The organism is Pseudomonas sp. GW704-F2 (genome assembly GCF_059423025.1).
Genome location: NZ_JBWKXO010000002.1, coordinates 237,017 through 251,165, shown reverse-complemented (window position 1 = coordinate 251,165; position 14,149 = coordinate 237,017). Strand labels below are relative to the sequence as shown.

Annotated in this window: 14 protein-coding genes; 2 read left to right on the top strand and 12 right to left on the bottom strand. The window is 63.2% G+C overall.

Annotated features, from left to right (window positions below; all coding sequences use genetic code 11):
• Positions 1-241: 241 nt before the first annotated feature.
• From AC07W0_RS02970 to AC07W0_RS02920, 11 genes are all read right to left on the bottom strand, one after another.
• Positions 242-547: a YkgJ family cysteine cluster protein gene (locus tag AC07W0_RS02970; RefSeq protein WP_102617168.1), complete on the bottom strand. Its 306-nt coding sequence runs from the start codon at positions 545-547 to the stop codon at positions 242-244.
• A gap of 75 nt (positions 548-622) precedes the next feature.
• Entirely contained in the window at positions 623-1,894 is a 1,272-nt protein-coding gene (locus AC07W0_RS02965; RefSeq protein WP_017845512.1) for an SAM-dependent methyltransferase, read from the bottom strand.
• Entirely contained in the window at positions 1,881-2,690 is an 810-nt protein-coding gene (locus AC07W0_RS02960) for a DUF1365 domain-containing protein (RefSeq protein ID WP_102617167.1), read from the bottom strand. The genes AC07W0_RS02965 and AC07W0_RS02960 overlap by 14 nt, the downstream gene beginning before the upstream one ends.
• Positions 2,687-3,934, bottom strand: coding sequence for an NAD(P)/FAD-dependent oxidoreductase (locus AC07W0_RS02955; RefSeq protein WP_102617166.1), 1,248 nt, complete (start codon positions 3,932-3,934; stop codon positions 2,687-2,689). The genes AC07W0_RS02960 and AC07W0_RS02955 overlap by 4 nt, the downstream gene beginning before the upstream one ends.
• A complete protein-coding gene (locus AC07W0_RS02950; RefSeq protein ID WP_046384752.1) occupies positions 3,931-4,713 on the bottom strand; it encodes an SDR family NAD(P)-dependent oxidoreductase in 783 nt (260 codons plus the stop codon). Before AC07W0_RS02950 ends, AC07W0_RS02955 begins: the two co-directional genes overlap by 4 nt.
• Complete coding sequence (locus AC07W0_RS02945) at positions 4,710-5,132, bottom strand: nuclear transport factor 2 family protein (RefSeq protein WP_017845508.1); 423 nt, start codon at positions 5,130-5,132, stop codon at positions 4,710-4,712. Before AC07W0_RS02945 ends, AC07W0_RS02950 begins: the two co-directional genes overlap by 4 nt.
• Positions 5,125-6,570, bottom strand: coding sequence for a deoxyribodipyrimidine photo-lyase (gene phrB / locus AC07W0_RS02940; RefSeq protein ID WP_017845507.1), 1,446 nt, complete (start codon positions 6,568-6,570; stop codon positions 5,125-5,127). Before phrB ends, AC07W0_RS02945 begins: the two co-directional genes overlap by 8 nt.
• Positions 6,571-7,500 (bottom strand): MerR family transcriptional regulator, encoded by a 930-nt coding sequence (locus tag AC07W0_RS02935; RefSeq protein WP_017845506.1) that lies wholly within the window; start codon positions 7,498-7,500, stop codon positions 6,571-6,573.
• A 15-nt stretch (positions 7,501-7,515) separates the two neighbouring features.
• On the bottom strand, positions 7,516-8,481 hold the full coding sequence (locus AC07W0_RS02930; RefSeq protein ID WP_017845505.1) for a YbgA family protein: 966 nt from the start codon (positions 8,479-8,481) through the stop codon (positions 7,516-7,518).
• A 112-nt stretch (positions 8,482-8,593) separates the two neighbouring features.
• Positions 8,594-8,809, bottom strand: a complete 216-nt coding sequence (locus AC07W0_RS02925) for a TIGR02450 family Trp-rich protein (RefSeq protein ID WP_017845504.1) — start codon at positions 8,807-8,809, stop codon at positions 8,594-8,596.
• Positions 8,809-9,792, bottom strand: coding sequence for an NAD(P)/FAD-dependent oxidoreductase (locus tag AC07W0_RS02920; protein ID WP_017845503.1), 984 nt, complete (start codon positions 9,790-9,792; stop codon positions 8,809-8,811). Before AC07W0_RS02920 ends, AC07W0_RS02925 begins: the two co-directional genes overlap by 1 nt.
• A gap of 211 nt (positions 9,793-10,003) precedes the next feature.
• Here AC07W0_RS02920 and AC07W0_RS02915 point away from each other — a divergent pair, with 211 nt between their 5' ends.
• Positions 10,004-10,903 carry a TIGR01777 family oxidoreductase gene (locus AC07W0_RS02915; RefSeq protein WP_046384748.1) on the top strand — a complete coding sequence of 300 codons (900 nt, stop codon included), beginning with the start codon at positions 10,004-10,006 and terminating at the stop codon, positions 10,901-10,903.
• A gap of 14 nt (positions 10,904-10,917) precedes the next feature.
• Positions 10,918-11,943, top strand: a complete 1,026-nt coding sequence (hemH, locus tag AC07W0_RS02910) for a ferrochelatase (protein WP_102617165.1) — start codon at positions 10,918-10,920, stop codon at positions 11,941-11,943.
• Positions 11,944-12,045: 102 nt separating this feature from the next.
• On the opposite strand, the gene AC07W0_RS02905 is transcribed toward hemH, so the two are convergent.
• Positions 12,046-14,142 (bottom strand): TonB-dependent siderophore receptor, encoded by a 2,097-nt coding sequence (locus AC07W0_RS02905; RefSeq protein ID WP_102617164.1) that lies wholly within the window; start codon positions 14,140-14,142, stop codon positions 12,046-12,048.
• Positions 14,143-14,149 lie beyond the last annotated feature (7 nt).

Genomic DNA, 14,149 nt, shown 5'->3' with positions numbered 1-14,149 from the left:
TAGCGCAGTGTCAGTCGCAGAATTTGCCAACTGACCCACTGCTATCGGGGGCAAGCCCCCTCCCACATTGAGATATTCGTCGGTCTGAGATCAGCGGTAAGCGGTCGCGAATCCCTTCGCGTTCGGTGGCATCGAAAACTACTCGTTGCACTACACGATGCCGCTGTAATTTCAGAACCCTGCAAAACCCTGTGGGAGGGGGCAAGCCCCCTCCCACATTGAGATATTTGTCGGCTTGAGATCAGCGGTAAACGGTCGCAATCCCTTCGCGTTCGGTCAGGCATTCCGGCGCGCCCATCTCGAATTCCCGGCAGATCAGCGGCCGACGCGTATAAATCGTACACATCATCGTGTCCCGGTCCAGCGCTGCGCACCAGCCGTCGTCCAGGCGCAGCATGACTTCGCCGCCCCAATCGTCGGTGTCGATATAGCGCTCGGGCACGCCCGTGTCGGTGATCAGCATGACTTCCAGCTGGCAGCAGCAGGCCGCGCACGTCGAGCAGGTGACGGCGGGGGTGGTGATTTGGGTGTGGGGGATGTTGGTCATAGGCACGCAGTGTAAGGCAAGCGGGTGACACAGGTGTGAAAGGGCTGACAGACGTTAGCGTACCCGGCGCATTGGTTAAGCACTGAAACGCCCAAGCAACGGCGGGTTGATGGCTGCCGGCTTGGCCAGCAGCAACTGCGCGGTGCCGATGGTGCGCTCCATAAAGCCGCCTTCGCAGTAGCACAGGTAAAACTCCCACAACCGCAGGAAGTATTCGTCGTAGCCCAATTCCATGAGGCGGCCGTGGGCACGGCGAAAGTTCTCATGCCACAAGCGCAGGGTTCGCGCGTAATGCAGGCCGAAATCTTCCATGTGCAGCAGGTTCATGTCGGTGTCGCGGCTGATGATCTGCAGCATGTTCTGCACACAGGGCAAGGCGCCGCCGGGGAAGATATAGCGCTGGATGAAGTCGACGCTGTTCTTGGCCTGTTCAAAGCGTTGCTCACGGATGGTGATGGCTTGCAGCAGCATCAGCCCATCGCTCTTGAGCAGGCGCGCGCACTGTTTGAAGTAGGTCGGCAGGAAGCGATGGCCCACCGCTTCGATCATTTCGATGGACACCAGCTTGTCGTATTGGCCGCTCAGGTCGCGGTAGTCCTGCAACAGCAGCGTCACCTGGTCTTGCAGCCCCATGGCAGCGATGCGTTGCTGGGTGTAGACAAACTGTTCCCTGGACAAGGTCGTGGTGGTGACTTTGCAGCCATAGTGCCGCGCCGCGTACAACGCCATGCTGCCCCAGCCGGTGCCGATCTCCAGCAGATGGTCGGTAGGTTTAAGCGCGAGTTTCTGGCAGATGCGTTCCAGCTTGTTCAGTTGCGCCTGTTCCAGGGTGTCTTCGGCGCTCAGGAACTGCGCCGCCGAATACATCATGGTCGGGTCGAGGAATTCTTCGAACAGGTCGTTGCCCAGGTCATAGTGGGCGGCGATGTTCTTCTGCGAACCCTTGCGCGTATTGCGGTTGAGCCAATGCAAGCCTTGGGTGAACGGCCGCGCCAGCTTGGCCAGGCCGCCCTCCAGCGCGTCGAGCACCTCCAGGTTGCTGACCATCACACGCACCACGGCGGTCAGGTCCGGGCTGCTCCAATAACCGTGGATAAACGCTTCGCCCGCACCGATCGAGCCGTTGGCCGCCACCAGGCCCCACACCGCCGAATCGAGGATCTGGATCTCGCCCAGCAGATGCGCTTCGCGGGCGCCGAACACTTGGCGTTCGCCGTCTTCGATCAGCACCAGTTGGCCGTGGCGCAATTGGCTGAGTTGCCGCAGCACGGCCTTGCGCAGCAGTGCGGTGGTCACGCCGTTGACGTTCAGGCGGTTGGCCTTGACCGATAAGCTAGGGGATTTCATGGCGGCGATCCTTGGTGTACCCGACGGCGGTGCGAGAGGCGCCATCGGCGGCCTGATGGGGAAAAATCGGTGTGCGTTTGAGCAACAGGCGCAGGGCCTGCCAATAGATCGCCAGGCAGGTCTTGGCGGTCATCCACGGAAAGCGCCACAGATAGCGGTGCAGGCTGGCACGGCTGAGGGCTTCGCGCTGCAGGCTCAAGGTGGCGTCGAAGATTTTCCGATCGCCCTGCCAGTCGGCCATGTGGACCCCAAGCCTGGCGGCGGGCGGGCTGAAGCTCATGCGGTATTCCAGGTCGGGCGGCAGGAACGGCGATACATGAAACGCCTTGGCCACGGCGAAGTGCTGATGCTCGTCGGCGCCCAGCGCCAGGGCCGGCAGCACGTAGTGATAGCGCTCGCGCCATGGGGTGTTGGTCACTTCACACAGGATCGCGGCCAACTGTCCGTCGGCCTCGAAGCAGTAGAAGAAACTCACCGGGTTAAACGCCAGGCCCCAACTGCGGGCCTGAGTCAGTAGGCAGATAGCGCCCTGGGGTGTACGCCCCAGCGCCTTGCCGACGTGCTGGCGCACGGCATCGCTCAGGCTCATGCCGTGGCGGGTGAGTTCACGCAGGTAATCCTGCTGGCGAAAGCCGAAGGCGGCCAGGCGACCTGCGCCGGCCAGGGGCGACAGCCCGAGCACTGCGTCCTGTTCGCTCAAGTCCAGGTACAGCAAGCCGATGCGGTAGCGAAAGGCGTGGGCCTTGGGCGCAAACCGGCGATGGGCGATCCAGCCGCTGTACAAGGCGCTGTTCACAGGGCTTCTCCAAACGCCTGGGCCACGCGCAAGGCGCTGATCACGCCGTCTTCGTGGAAGCCGTTGGCCCAATAGGCGCCGCAATAATACGTATGCTGCGCACCGCTCAACTCTTCCCAACGCGCTTGCGCAGCCACGGCCGCCAGGCTGTATTGCGGGTGGGCATAGGTGTAGCGGGCGAGGATCTTCAGCGGGTTGATCATCGATGTCTGGTTGAGGCTGACGCAAAAGGTCGTGGCGCTGTCGATGCCTTGCAGGATGTTCATGTCATAGGTCACCGCCGCCTGGCTCTGCGCATTGCCGCTGAGCCGGTAATTCCAGCTGGCCCAGGCCAGTTTGCGGTCTGGCAGCAGGCGCGTGTCGGTGTGCAGCACCACGTCGTTGTCGGCGTAGGGCAGAGCGCCGAGGATCTGCTGCTCGGCACTGCTCGGCTCGCCCAGCACGGCCAGCACCTGGTCGCTGTGGCAGGCGAACACCACTTTGTCGAAGGTTTCGGTGCCCGCGGCGCTGTGGATCGTCACGCCCTGTGCATCGCGCTCGACCCGATGCACGGGGCAATCGAGGCGAATCCGTTCACGAAAGCCGCGGGTCAGCGGTTCGATGTAGCGGCTTGAGCCGCCCTCGATCACGCACCATTGCGGGCGGTTGCTCACCGACAGCAAGCCGTGGTTCTTGAAGAAGCGCACAAAGAACTGCAAGGGGAAACCGAGCATGTCCGCCAGGGACATCGACCAGATCGCAGCGCCCATCGGCACGATGTAATGCCGGATGAATCGCGGGCCGTAGCCGCCGGCGTCGAGGTAGTCACCCAGGGTCATGTCGGCACTGATGCGTTGCGCTTGCAGGTCCGCCGGCGCCTCGCGGTTGAAGCGCAGAATATCGCGCAACATGCCCCAGAACCCCGGCGACAACAGATTGCGCCGCTGCGCAAACAGGCTGTTGAGGTTATTGCCGTTGTACTCGAACCCGCTGCGGCGGTCGCACACCGAAAAGCTCATCTCGGTGGGTTTGAACTTCACGCCGACCTGACCCAGCAGGCGGATGAAGTTGGGGTAGGTCCAGTCGTTGAATACGATAAAGCCGGTGTCCACCGCATAGCTTTTACCCTCGACGGTGACGTTGACCGTGTGGGTATGCCCGCCGATGCGATCGCCCGCTTCGAACAGGGTGATGTCGTGGCGACGGCTGAGCAGGTAGGCGCTGGTCAGCCCGGCAATGCCGCTGCCGATAATCGCGATCTTCACAGGTCGTCCTTTTTTGGCGGCGGGCTGCGCAGCATGCGTTTGCCGATGATCAGTTGCGCGCGATTCGGCAGTTTCGACAACGGCCACAGGGTGGCGATGAACATCGCCGGGAAGGCGATTTCCAGTGGGCGTTTGTCCAGCTTGGCGAAGATATGCCGGGCCGCCTTGTCGGCAGACCAGGCCAGGGGCATCGGGAAGTCATTGCGCTCGGTCAGCGGGGTGTCGACAAAGCCCGGGCTGATCACGGTGACGTCAATGTTTTCCGGCGACAGGCTGATGCGCAGGGATTCGAACAGGTAGCGCAAACCGGCCTTGGACGCGCCATAGGCTTCGGCGCGCGGCATCGGCAGATAGGTCACGGCGCTGGCCACGCCCACCAGATGCGGCGCGCGCCCGGCGCGCAACAGTGGCAGTGCGGCTTCGATGCAATAACTGCTGGCGAGCAGGTTGGTGCGTACCACGTGTTCGACGATCGACGCGTCGAATTGCTTGGCATCGACATATTCACAGGTGCCGGCATTGAGGATCACGGTGTCCAGCGACCCCCAGACCTGGGCGATGTGTTCGCCGATTTCGCGCACGGTCTGGCTGTTGGTCAAGTCGCCCGCCACGACCAGCACTTGGCCGGGAAAGCGTTGGGCGAGCGCTTGCAGCGGGCCTTTGGAGCGCGAGCTGAGGGCCACGTGGGCGCCGCTGTTGAGCAGCTCTACGGCGAGGGAGGCGCCGATGCCACTGCTGGCGCCGGTCAGCCAATAACGACGGGGCGGTGTGAGGTTCATCCGACTCTCCTTTTCAGCCAACTGATCACACGGCCGAACACCGGCAAGTGTTCGTAAAGCATTGCGCCGGCATCGAAATAATCCCGATGGCGGTACACCTTGTCGCGCCACATCAGGTGCGAGCAGCCTTCCACTCGGATCACCTTGCCCTTGGCCAGGCGCGGGTGGCAAAAGCTCATTTTCCAGCGCAGGTAACCTTCGCCTTCGGCCACCTGGTCGAAGCCGTGGAAGTCGAAGCGCAACTGGCTGACATTACCGTACAACTGCGCGAAGTAGTGGTGCAGCGGCGTGAGCCCGTGGACCTCGTGCAGCGGGTCGGTGAAGACGATGTCCTTGCTGTACAGGCTGTCGAGCAGGTGCAGGTTGTGCTTGTCCAGAGTGGCGAAGGCCTGGGCGAAGCGGCGCAGGAAGTCACTCATGTTCGGCTCCGACGGCCTGGCGCGACGGCAGGCTGCGGAATGCCGCCAATGCACGTTCGCGGGAGTGTTTCAGGTCGACGATCGAGCGCGGGTAGTCGGCCACGCCGAACAGGCCGCCAGCGGCCTGCGGGTCGTGTACGTCGTTTTTATTCAGCGTCGCCAGTTGCGGCAGCCAGTGCTTGATGAATACGCCGTCGCGGTCGAATTTCTGCGACTGGCTCAGCGGGCTGAAAATCCGGAAATACGGCGCCGAATCGGTGCCGGTGGAGGCGCTCCACTGCCAGCCGCCATTGTTGGCTGCCAGGTCGCCGTCGATCAGGTGGCGCATGAAAAAGCGCTCGCCTTCGCGCCAGTCGATCAGCAGGTTCTTGGTCAGGAACATCGCCACCACCATGCGCAGGCGGTTGTGCATCCAGCCGGTTTCCAGCAGTTGGCGCATGGCCGCGTCGATGATCGGCAAACCGGTGCGCGCCTGCTGCCAGGCGGCGAGGTCGTTGGGCGCGTCGCGCCAAGCCACCGCCTCGGTTTCGGGGCGGAAGGCGCGGTGACGGGACACCCGCGGGTAGCCCACCAGGATGTGCTTGTAGAACTCACGCCAGAGCAGTTCGTTGACCCAGGTGATCGTGCCGATATCGCCGCTTTCGAACTCGCCCTGGTTGCGCTGCAGCGCGGCATGCAGGCACTGGCGCGGCGAAACCACGCCCGCTGCGAGGTACGCCGACAGCTGGCTGGTGCCGGGCTTGGCCGGGAAGTCGCGCTCATCCTTGTAATAGCTGATCTGCTGCGCGGCGAATGCGTCGAGGCGGCGGCGCGCTTCGTCTTCACCGGCGGGCCAGAGGGCGCGCAGCGTTTCGCTCGGCGTTTCGAAACCGTCGACCTGTTGCGGCACCGGGTCGCTGGTCAGCGCGAGGGCCGCTTGAGCCTTGGGCGTGGCCACCCGGCGCGGCAGGGCGCTGTGCAGGCGGGCGTAGCAGACTTTGCGGAACTGGCTGAACACCTGGAAGTAGGTGCCGGTCTTGGTCAGCACGCTGCCGGGCTGGAAAAACAATTGGTCCAGGTAACGGTGGAAGCTCACGCCGTCGGCTTCCAAAGCCTTGGCCACCGCCGCATCGCGACGGCTTTCGTGGATGCCGTATTCCTCGTTGACGTGGACCGACTCGACCGATAGCTCACGGCACAGCTGGCCGAGTACGGCGGGCGCCTGGTCCCAGGTCGCGGCGCGGCGGATCAGCAAGGGAACATTCAGCGCGCCGAGGGCCTGGCTCAAGTGCTGCAGGTTGCGCAGCCAGAAGTCGACTTTGCACGGCGCATCATCGTGGGCCAGCCATTGCTGCGGGGTGATCAGGTACACGGCCGCCACCGGGCCGCGCTGGCTCGCGGCGGTCAGGGCGGTGTTGTCATGCAGGCGCAGGTCGGTGCGCAGCCAGATCAAGTGCATTTAAACGAGTCCATGCTGGATCAGTATCTGGTGAGCCGACAATGGGTCTTCGGCGACGAACAATTCAGGGGTGTCGCCAGCTAATGCCGTCAGCTCGGCCTGGTGGATGCATACCGTTGGTCCGACGATCAACTTTGGGCAAGCGATGCCGCCCAGAAGTTTTGCGAGTGCCGACAAATGGAGCGCCTGGCTGGAATACAGCAGCACCGCCCGCGGTTGCAGGTGTTCCACGGCCAGCGCCAGTTCACCGGTCGGCAGCGGCCAGTCGAAGACTTCCACCGGGCAGTCGGCGCTGCTGGCCAGCCAGGCGCTGAGCCACAGGTGCGGTGCCAGGGGCAGGTCGGAATGATTCACCAGCAGCAGCGGTGCGCCGTGCAACTGGCGATTGTTGTGATAGATCCGCGCGCCGAACTTGCTGCGCAACCAGGACAGGAAGAACACCCGTTCCATCTGCGCGCCGAATTGGCCCTGCCAGCGTTGCTCCAGTTCGCGGAGCAGCGGCAGCAGCAGTTGTTCGCACAGGGTGCGCGGCGGGTAGAGCGCCATGGCCTGGTTGAAGGCATCGTCGACCCGGCGTTCGGCCAGTTCGCTGATGGCCTGCACCAGGGTCTGGCGCAGGGTGTGCCATTCGTTTTCGACGGCGTCGGGAGCGACGTGCGCGGAGTCGATCAGGTTTTTCACCTGGCTGACCGGCACGCCGCGATTGAGCCAGGTGAGGATGGTGTGGATGCGTTGCACATGGTCGTGGCTGAACAGCCGGTGGCCCTTGGGCGTGCGCTGCGGCACGATCAGGCCATAGCGGCGTTCCCACGCGCGCAGGGTCACGGCGTTGACGCCGGTCTGGCGCGCCACTTCGCGAATCGGCAGCCAGCCGTCCTCGAGGGCTTGGGCGATATCTTCGCCGGGTTCGTCTTGCAAGGCTGCGGTCATGAGGTTTTTCATGGTTCAGATCGCATTGCGCAGGCTGAGATTTTCCGGGTGTGGCTGCAAGTAAGCCTGCTGCGCGATGTAGCGGTCCGGGTGGAGGCGAAAGTGGTGCTTGAGCAAGGTCAGCGGCACCACCAGCGGCACGATGCCTTGGCGGTATTGGCCGATCACGGTTTGCATTTCCTGTTTGTCGTCGGCGCTGATGGCCTGCTTGAGGTAACCGCTGATGTGTTGCAGCACATTGGTGTGGGTGCCGCGGGTGGCGCACTTTTTCAAGCCGCTCATCAGCGCGCTGAAATAGCCGCTGCCCAATGCGTCGAGGTCCTCGCCCTTGGCCATGCCGCCGAGCAGGTTGCCGAGGCTTTTGTAATGCGCCGGGCTGTGGGCCATCAGCAGGTATTTGTAGCGCGCGTGAAAGGCCAGCAGGCGATGGCGGCTCAGGCCTTCGCCGAGCAATTGTTGCCAGCTGGCGTAGACGAAGACGCGGGTCAGGAAGTTTTCCCGCAGCACCGGGTCATTCAGGCGGCCGTCTTCTTCCACGGGCAGGTTGGGGTGGCGCGCGCAAAAGGCTTGGGCATAGATGCCACGCCCGCCGCCGTCCACCGGTGCGCCGTTTTCACGGTAGACCTTGACCCGTTCCAGGCCGCAGGACGGCGATTTCTGCATGAAGATATAGCCGCACAGGTCGCTGTGCTCGGCGGCCATTTTTTCGCCGTATTCACCCAGCGGCGCGGTGACGTTCAGCTCGCGATGCACGCTGCCGACGGCTTGAGGGGAGGCGGCATCGCCCACCAGGCGAATGGTCTCCCGGGGAATGCCCAGGCCGATCGCCACTTCCGGGCACAACGGCACAAAGTCGAAGTACGCAGCGAGCACCTCGCTGCAGAGTTGCGATTGCTTGTGGCCACCGTTGAAACGGACGTTCTCGCCCAGCAGGCAGGCGCTGATGCCAATCTTCGGCTTGAAGGACGGGGTGCTGGACATGGGCAAACCTCTGCAAGATTCCTGTACAAGCGTAAAAGCATGTACAGCTAAATCTCATCATAGGTTTGATGCTGTACAAGTCAAATGGTTTGTACAAGTATTTGTGCGAGGGCTATTTCCAGCCGATTCGCCAGTCCTCGGCGCTTTGCAGGGTTTGCCAGGGCAGGCGCTCACCGCGTCGGGTCATGACGGCTTGCAGCTCGATGTCGAGCACGTTGCCTTCTTCATCACAAAACAATTCGGTGACCAGGAAGTGTTTTTCCTTGTTGCGCGGGTGTGCTGCTGTCCACTTCGACAGCAGCAATTTAGCGGGGTTTATGCGGTTCATTACAGGTGCTCGATCAAGCGTCGCGCGGCTTCCTGGCCACTGAGCCAGGCGCCTTCCACGCGGCCCGACAGGCACCAGTCGCCACAGACGTACAAGCCCAGGTCGGCGTCGGCCAGCACGCCGAATTCATGGGCGCTGGACGGTCGTGCGTAGAGCCAGCGGTGCGCCAGGCTGAACGAGGGCGCGGGCATGGCGCTGTGCAGCAGTTCGGCGAAGGCGCCGTGCAGGTGTTCGATCACCGCTTCTTTGGGCAGGTCCAGATGTTCTTTGCTCCAGGCGCTGGTGGCGTGCAGCACCCAGGTGTCGAGGACGGTGTCGCGCCCCGGTTTGCTGCGGTTGCGGGCCAGCCAGTCGAGGGCGCTGTCTTGCACGAAGCAGCCTTCCATCGGGGTTTCCAGCGGCTTGTCGAAGGCCAGGGCAATGGCCCAGGTCGGGTCCATCTTCACGCCGGCGGCGGCACTTGCCAGCTTCGGTGCGGCGGCCAGCAGGGCGGTCGCTTGCGGGGCGGGCGTGGCGATGATGACGTGGCTGAACGGACCATGGTTGCCGCCGTCGGCGTCCAGCAGGTTCCAGTGCCGTTTGCCTTGGAACACTTCGGTGATACGGCAGCTGAACTGCACCGGCAGGTCGTCAAGCAGGGCGCGGGTGATGGCGCTCATGCGCGGCGTGCCGACCCAGCGGATCTGTTCATCGGGGGAGGGCGTGAGTTCGCCGGACTTGAAGTTATACAGCTGCGGCTTCCATTGCTCGGCCCAGCCATTACCTTGCCAGCGCTGCACTTCGTTGACGAAGCGGCGGTCGCGGGCGGTGAAGTACTGCGCGCCCATGTCCAGTGCGCCGGCGTCGCTGCGCTTGCTGGACATGCGGCCACCACTGCCGCGGCTTTTATCGAAGAGTTGTACAACATGCCCGGCGTCTCGTAACGCTCGGGCGGCGGAGAGACCGGCGATGCCGGTGCCGATGATCGCGATGGGGACAGTCATGGGAGGCCTCGTTTTACCGTTGGGTACAGACTACGCCGACACCAATAGCTGTACAATATTGTTTTTTGGTATAAGTTTTGGCGTACCTGATCGTTTGGAGTGACCTATGGTTAAAGCTGAGGCTTAAATCAATGTCACGCCCGATTGCAAATGATCCCTGCTTATAAAATAGACCAGTGATCGGTGGCGAACGTTACATGAGGAAGATCCCATGCATATTTTGCTGACCGGCGGTACCGGCCTGATCGGCCGTCAACTCTGCCAACATTGGCTGGCGCAAGGGCATCGCCTGACGGTGTGGAGCCGTCGCCCTGAACAGGTCGCCCGGTTATGTGGCGATGCGGTGCGCGGTGTCGCCAGCCTTCAAGAGGTTATCGGCCCGGTGGACGCGGTCATTAATCTGGCCGGCGCGCCAATCGCCGATCGCCCCTGGACGCATAAACGCAAGGCGCTGCTGTGGAGCAGCCGCATCAGTCTGACCGAAACCCTGCTGGTGTGGCTGGAAGGCCTGGCGGAGAAACCGGCGGTGTTGATTTCCGGTTCTGCCGTGGGCTGGTACGGCGACGGCGGCGAGCGCGAACTGACCGAAGCCAGCGGCCCGGTGCAGGACGATTTCCCCAGCCAGTTGTGTGTCGCCTGGGAAGAAACCGCCCAGCGCGCCGAAGCCCTGGGCATTCGCGTGGTGCTGGTGCGTACCGGGCTGGTGCTGGCGGCCGAGGGCGGCTTTTTGTCGCGGCTGTTGCTGCCGTTCAAGCTGGCACTGGGCGGGCCGATTGGGAATGGTCGGCAGTGGATGCCGTGGGTGCATATCCACGATCAAATCGCGCTGATAGATTTTCTTCTGCACCAGCACGACGCCCGCGGTCCCTATAATGCCTGCGCGCCGCACCCGGTGCGTAACCGCGAGTTTGCCAAGACGTTGGGCCAGGTGCTGCACCGCCCGGCGTTCATGCCCATGCCGGCCTTCGTGTTGAAGGTGGGGTTGGGCGAGTTGTCCGGTTTGTTGCTGGGCGGCCAGAAAGCTTTGCCCGAACGCCTGTTGGCGGCCGGTTTCACTTTCCAGTTCACTGAGTTGAAGGCGGCCTTGGACGACTTGTCCAGCCGCCTCTAGAGATAGGATGTTGCATGACGGATCACGCGTTGTTACTGGTCAACCTGGGGTCACCGGCGTCTACTTCGGTGGCCGATGTGCGCAGCTACCTCAATCAGTTCCTGATGGACCCTTACGTGATCGACCTGCCGTGGCCGGTGCGGCGCTTGCTGGTGTCGCTGATCCTGATCAAGCGTCCCGAGCAGTCGGCCCATGCCTATGCCTCGATCTGGTGGGAGGAAGGCTCGCCGCTGGTGGTGCTCAGCCAGCGCCTGCAGCAGAAAATGACTGCGCAGTGGACCCAGGGTCCGGTGGAGCTGGCGATGCGTTATGGCGAGCCGTCCCTTGAAACGACCCTGACGCGCCTGGCCGCCCAGGGCGTTCAGAAAATCACCCTGGCGCCGTTGTACCCGCAGTTCGCCGACAGCACCGTGACCACGGTGATTGAAGAAGCCCAGCGGGTGGTGCGCGACAAGAAGCTCAAGGTGCAGTTCTCGATACTGCAACCGTTCTACGATCAGCCGGAGTACCTCGATGCGCTGGCGGCGAGCGTGCGGCCTTACGTGGCGCAGGAGTACGACCACCTGCTCCTGAGTTTCCACGGCCTGCCCGAGCGCCATCTGACCAAGCTCGACCCTACCGGCGCGCATTGCTTCAAGGATTCCGATTGCTGCCGCAACGCTTCGCCGCAGGTGCTTGCCACGTGTTACCGCGCACAGTGCTTCAGCGTCGCCCGCAATTTTGCCGAGCGCATGGGGCTGCCGGACGGTAAATGGTCGGTGGCATTCCAGTCGCGCCTGGGCCGGGCGAAGTGGATCGAACCCTACACCGAGGCACGCCTGGAAGCGTTGGCCCAGCAAGGCGTGAAAAAGCTGCTGGTTATGTGCCCGGCGTTCGTGGCCGACTGCATCGAGACGCTGGAAGAGATCGGCGACCGTGGCCGGGAGCAATTCCGCGCAGCGGGCGGCGAGGAGTTGGTGCTGGTGCCGTGCTTGAATGACAGCGAGCAGTGGGCGGTGGCGCTTAACACCCTGTGCGAGCGGGCCCCCGTGGCACTGTAATGTGGGAAGGGGCTTGCTCCCGATAGCGGTTTGCCAGTCACTGGGTGAGGTGACTGTTGTAGCGCTATCGGGGGCAAGCCCCCTCCCACAGGTTTGACCGTGTTACAGGTTGAGGGTCAGGCTGACCGTGAAGTTGCGCGGTTCACCGGGGCTGACCCAGTAATTGCTGTAGGCGCGTTCGTAGTACTTTTCATCAAACAGGTTGTTAAGGTTCAAACCCACGGTGACGTTGTCGGTGGCTTTGTAATGCGCCAGCAGGTCCACGGTGTGATAGGCGGGCAGTTCGAAGCTGCCGCCGGCTTCACCGGAGCGATCACCGACATAGGTGAACGCCGCGCCCACGTCTGAACCGCGCAACGTGCCGTCCTGGAATTCATACACGCCCAACAGGCTGCCGCTGCGCTTGGCCACGCCGAGAATGCGGCTGCCGGTGGGGATGGCTCTATCGCCCTTGGTCACTTCGGCATCGATGTAGGCGAACGCGCCGATCACGCGCACCGCCTCGCTCAGTTGCCCGCTCAGTTGCAGGTCAAACCCTTGGCTGCGTGCCTTGCCCATGGCGCGTTGGGTGTCGGTGGCCGGGTCCACGGTCAGCACGTTTTCCTTCTCGATGTGGAACGCGGCGAGGGTGGCGCTGAGGCGCTCGTCGAACCGCTCGCTCTTGATCCCCACTTCATACCCCACGCCCTCTTCAGGCTTGAAGGATTGGCCGCCAGCGTCCAGGCCGTTGTTCGGCTTGAATGAGGTCGAGGCGTTGGCGAACACCCCGACTTCAGGTGTGAGCTGATAGAGCAGGCCGGCGCGCTGGGTCAGGGCGTCGTGGGTCTGGCGGCTCTTGGCGTGATCGCGGGTGAAGTCGTCGGTGTGTTGCTCGAAGTGCTCGAAGCGCGCGCCGAACATGCCGCGCAGGCGTTCGGTGAAGATGATCTGGTCTTGCAGGTTCAGTGCCTGGCTTTTTACCTGTTCGGAGAAGTCAGTGCCGGAGCGCTCGCCATCGGGTTTGGGCTGGCCGTAGACCGGGTTGTAGATGTCGATCGCGTAGGGGCTACCGGCGATGGCGGTCACGCGTTCCTTCTTGCGGTAATCCTCGTACTCGGTGCCGATCAGCAGCTCATGTTGCCAACGACCGATGTCGAACAGACCGCGCAGTTCCAGTTGGGTGATGCTGTCGTGCCAACCCATGGAGCGTTCGCGGTAGCGGCGGTTGACGGTGTGGCCGTCGCTGTTCAGCGCGCGGTTTTCCGAAGCGTCGCCCCACAGGCTGCCTTGTTTGTAATGGCTGGCCAGGCGCAGGGCCCACGTGTCGTTGAGGTGATGTTCGAGGGTGGCCTGGAGGCGGTTGTTGTGGTTGTTGATGTCGCCGTCGTTGGGCTCGCCGAGGAAGGTGGAGCGCGACATGCCGCGCGGCGCGACGATGCCGCGGTCGAAGGTGGAGCGGTGGCGCACGAATTCGCTTTCCACCAGCAGGTGCGTGTCGGGGGCCAGTTGCCAGCTGAAGGACGGCGCGACGAACACCCGCTTGGCGTCTACGTGATCGCGGAAACTATGGTTGTCTTCCACCGCCAGGTTGACCCGCGTCAGCACCTGCCCTTCGCTGTCGAGCGGGGTGTTCACGTCCAGCGCGGTGCGATAGCGGTCCCAACTGCCGGCGCTGGTTTGCAGGGTGGTGAACGCGTCGGGCTGGGGTTTCTTGGTGACGATATTCACCGTGCCGCCGGGATCGCCACGCCCGTACAGGCTGGCGGCGGGGCCTTTGAGCACTTCGATGCGTTCGAGATTGGCGGCATCCGGCGTGCTCGGGTAACCGCGGTTGGCGCTGAAGCCGTCCTGATAGAACTCCGACGTAGTGAAGCCGCGCACGCTGTATTCGTAGAGGGTGAGGCCGCCGAAGTTGTTCTGCTTGGAGACGCCGCCGGCAAATTCCAGGGCGCGTTCCACGTTGGTGCTGCCCAGGTCCTTGAGCACGTTGGCGGGAATCACGCTGATGGATTGCGGGATGTCGCGCAGCGCGGTGTCGGTCTTGGTTGCGCTGGCGGAGCGGGTGGCGCGATAGCCGTTGACCGGGCCGGTGGCGGATTCGTAGGCGTCGGTGGTGACGCTGATGGCGTCCAGTTCAATGCGGGTGTCTTCGGCGCAGGCGGGGTCCAGCAGCAAACCCAAGGCCAGGCCGGCCAAGGGGGGAAACGTGCGAGGCGACATGATAGAG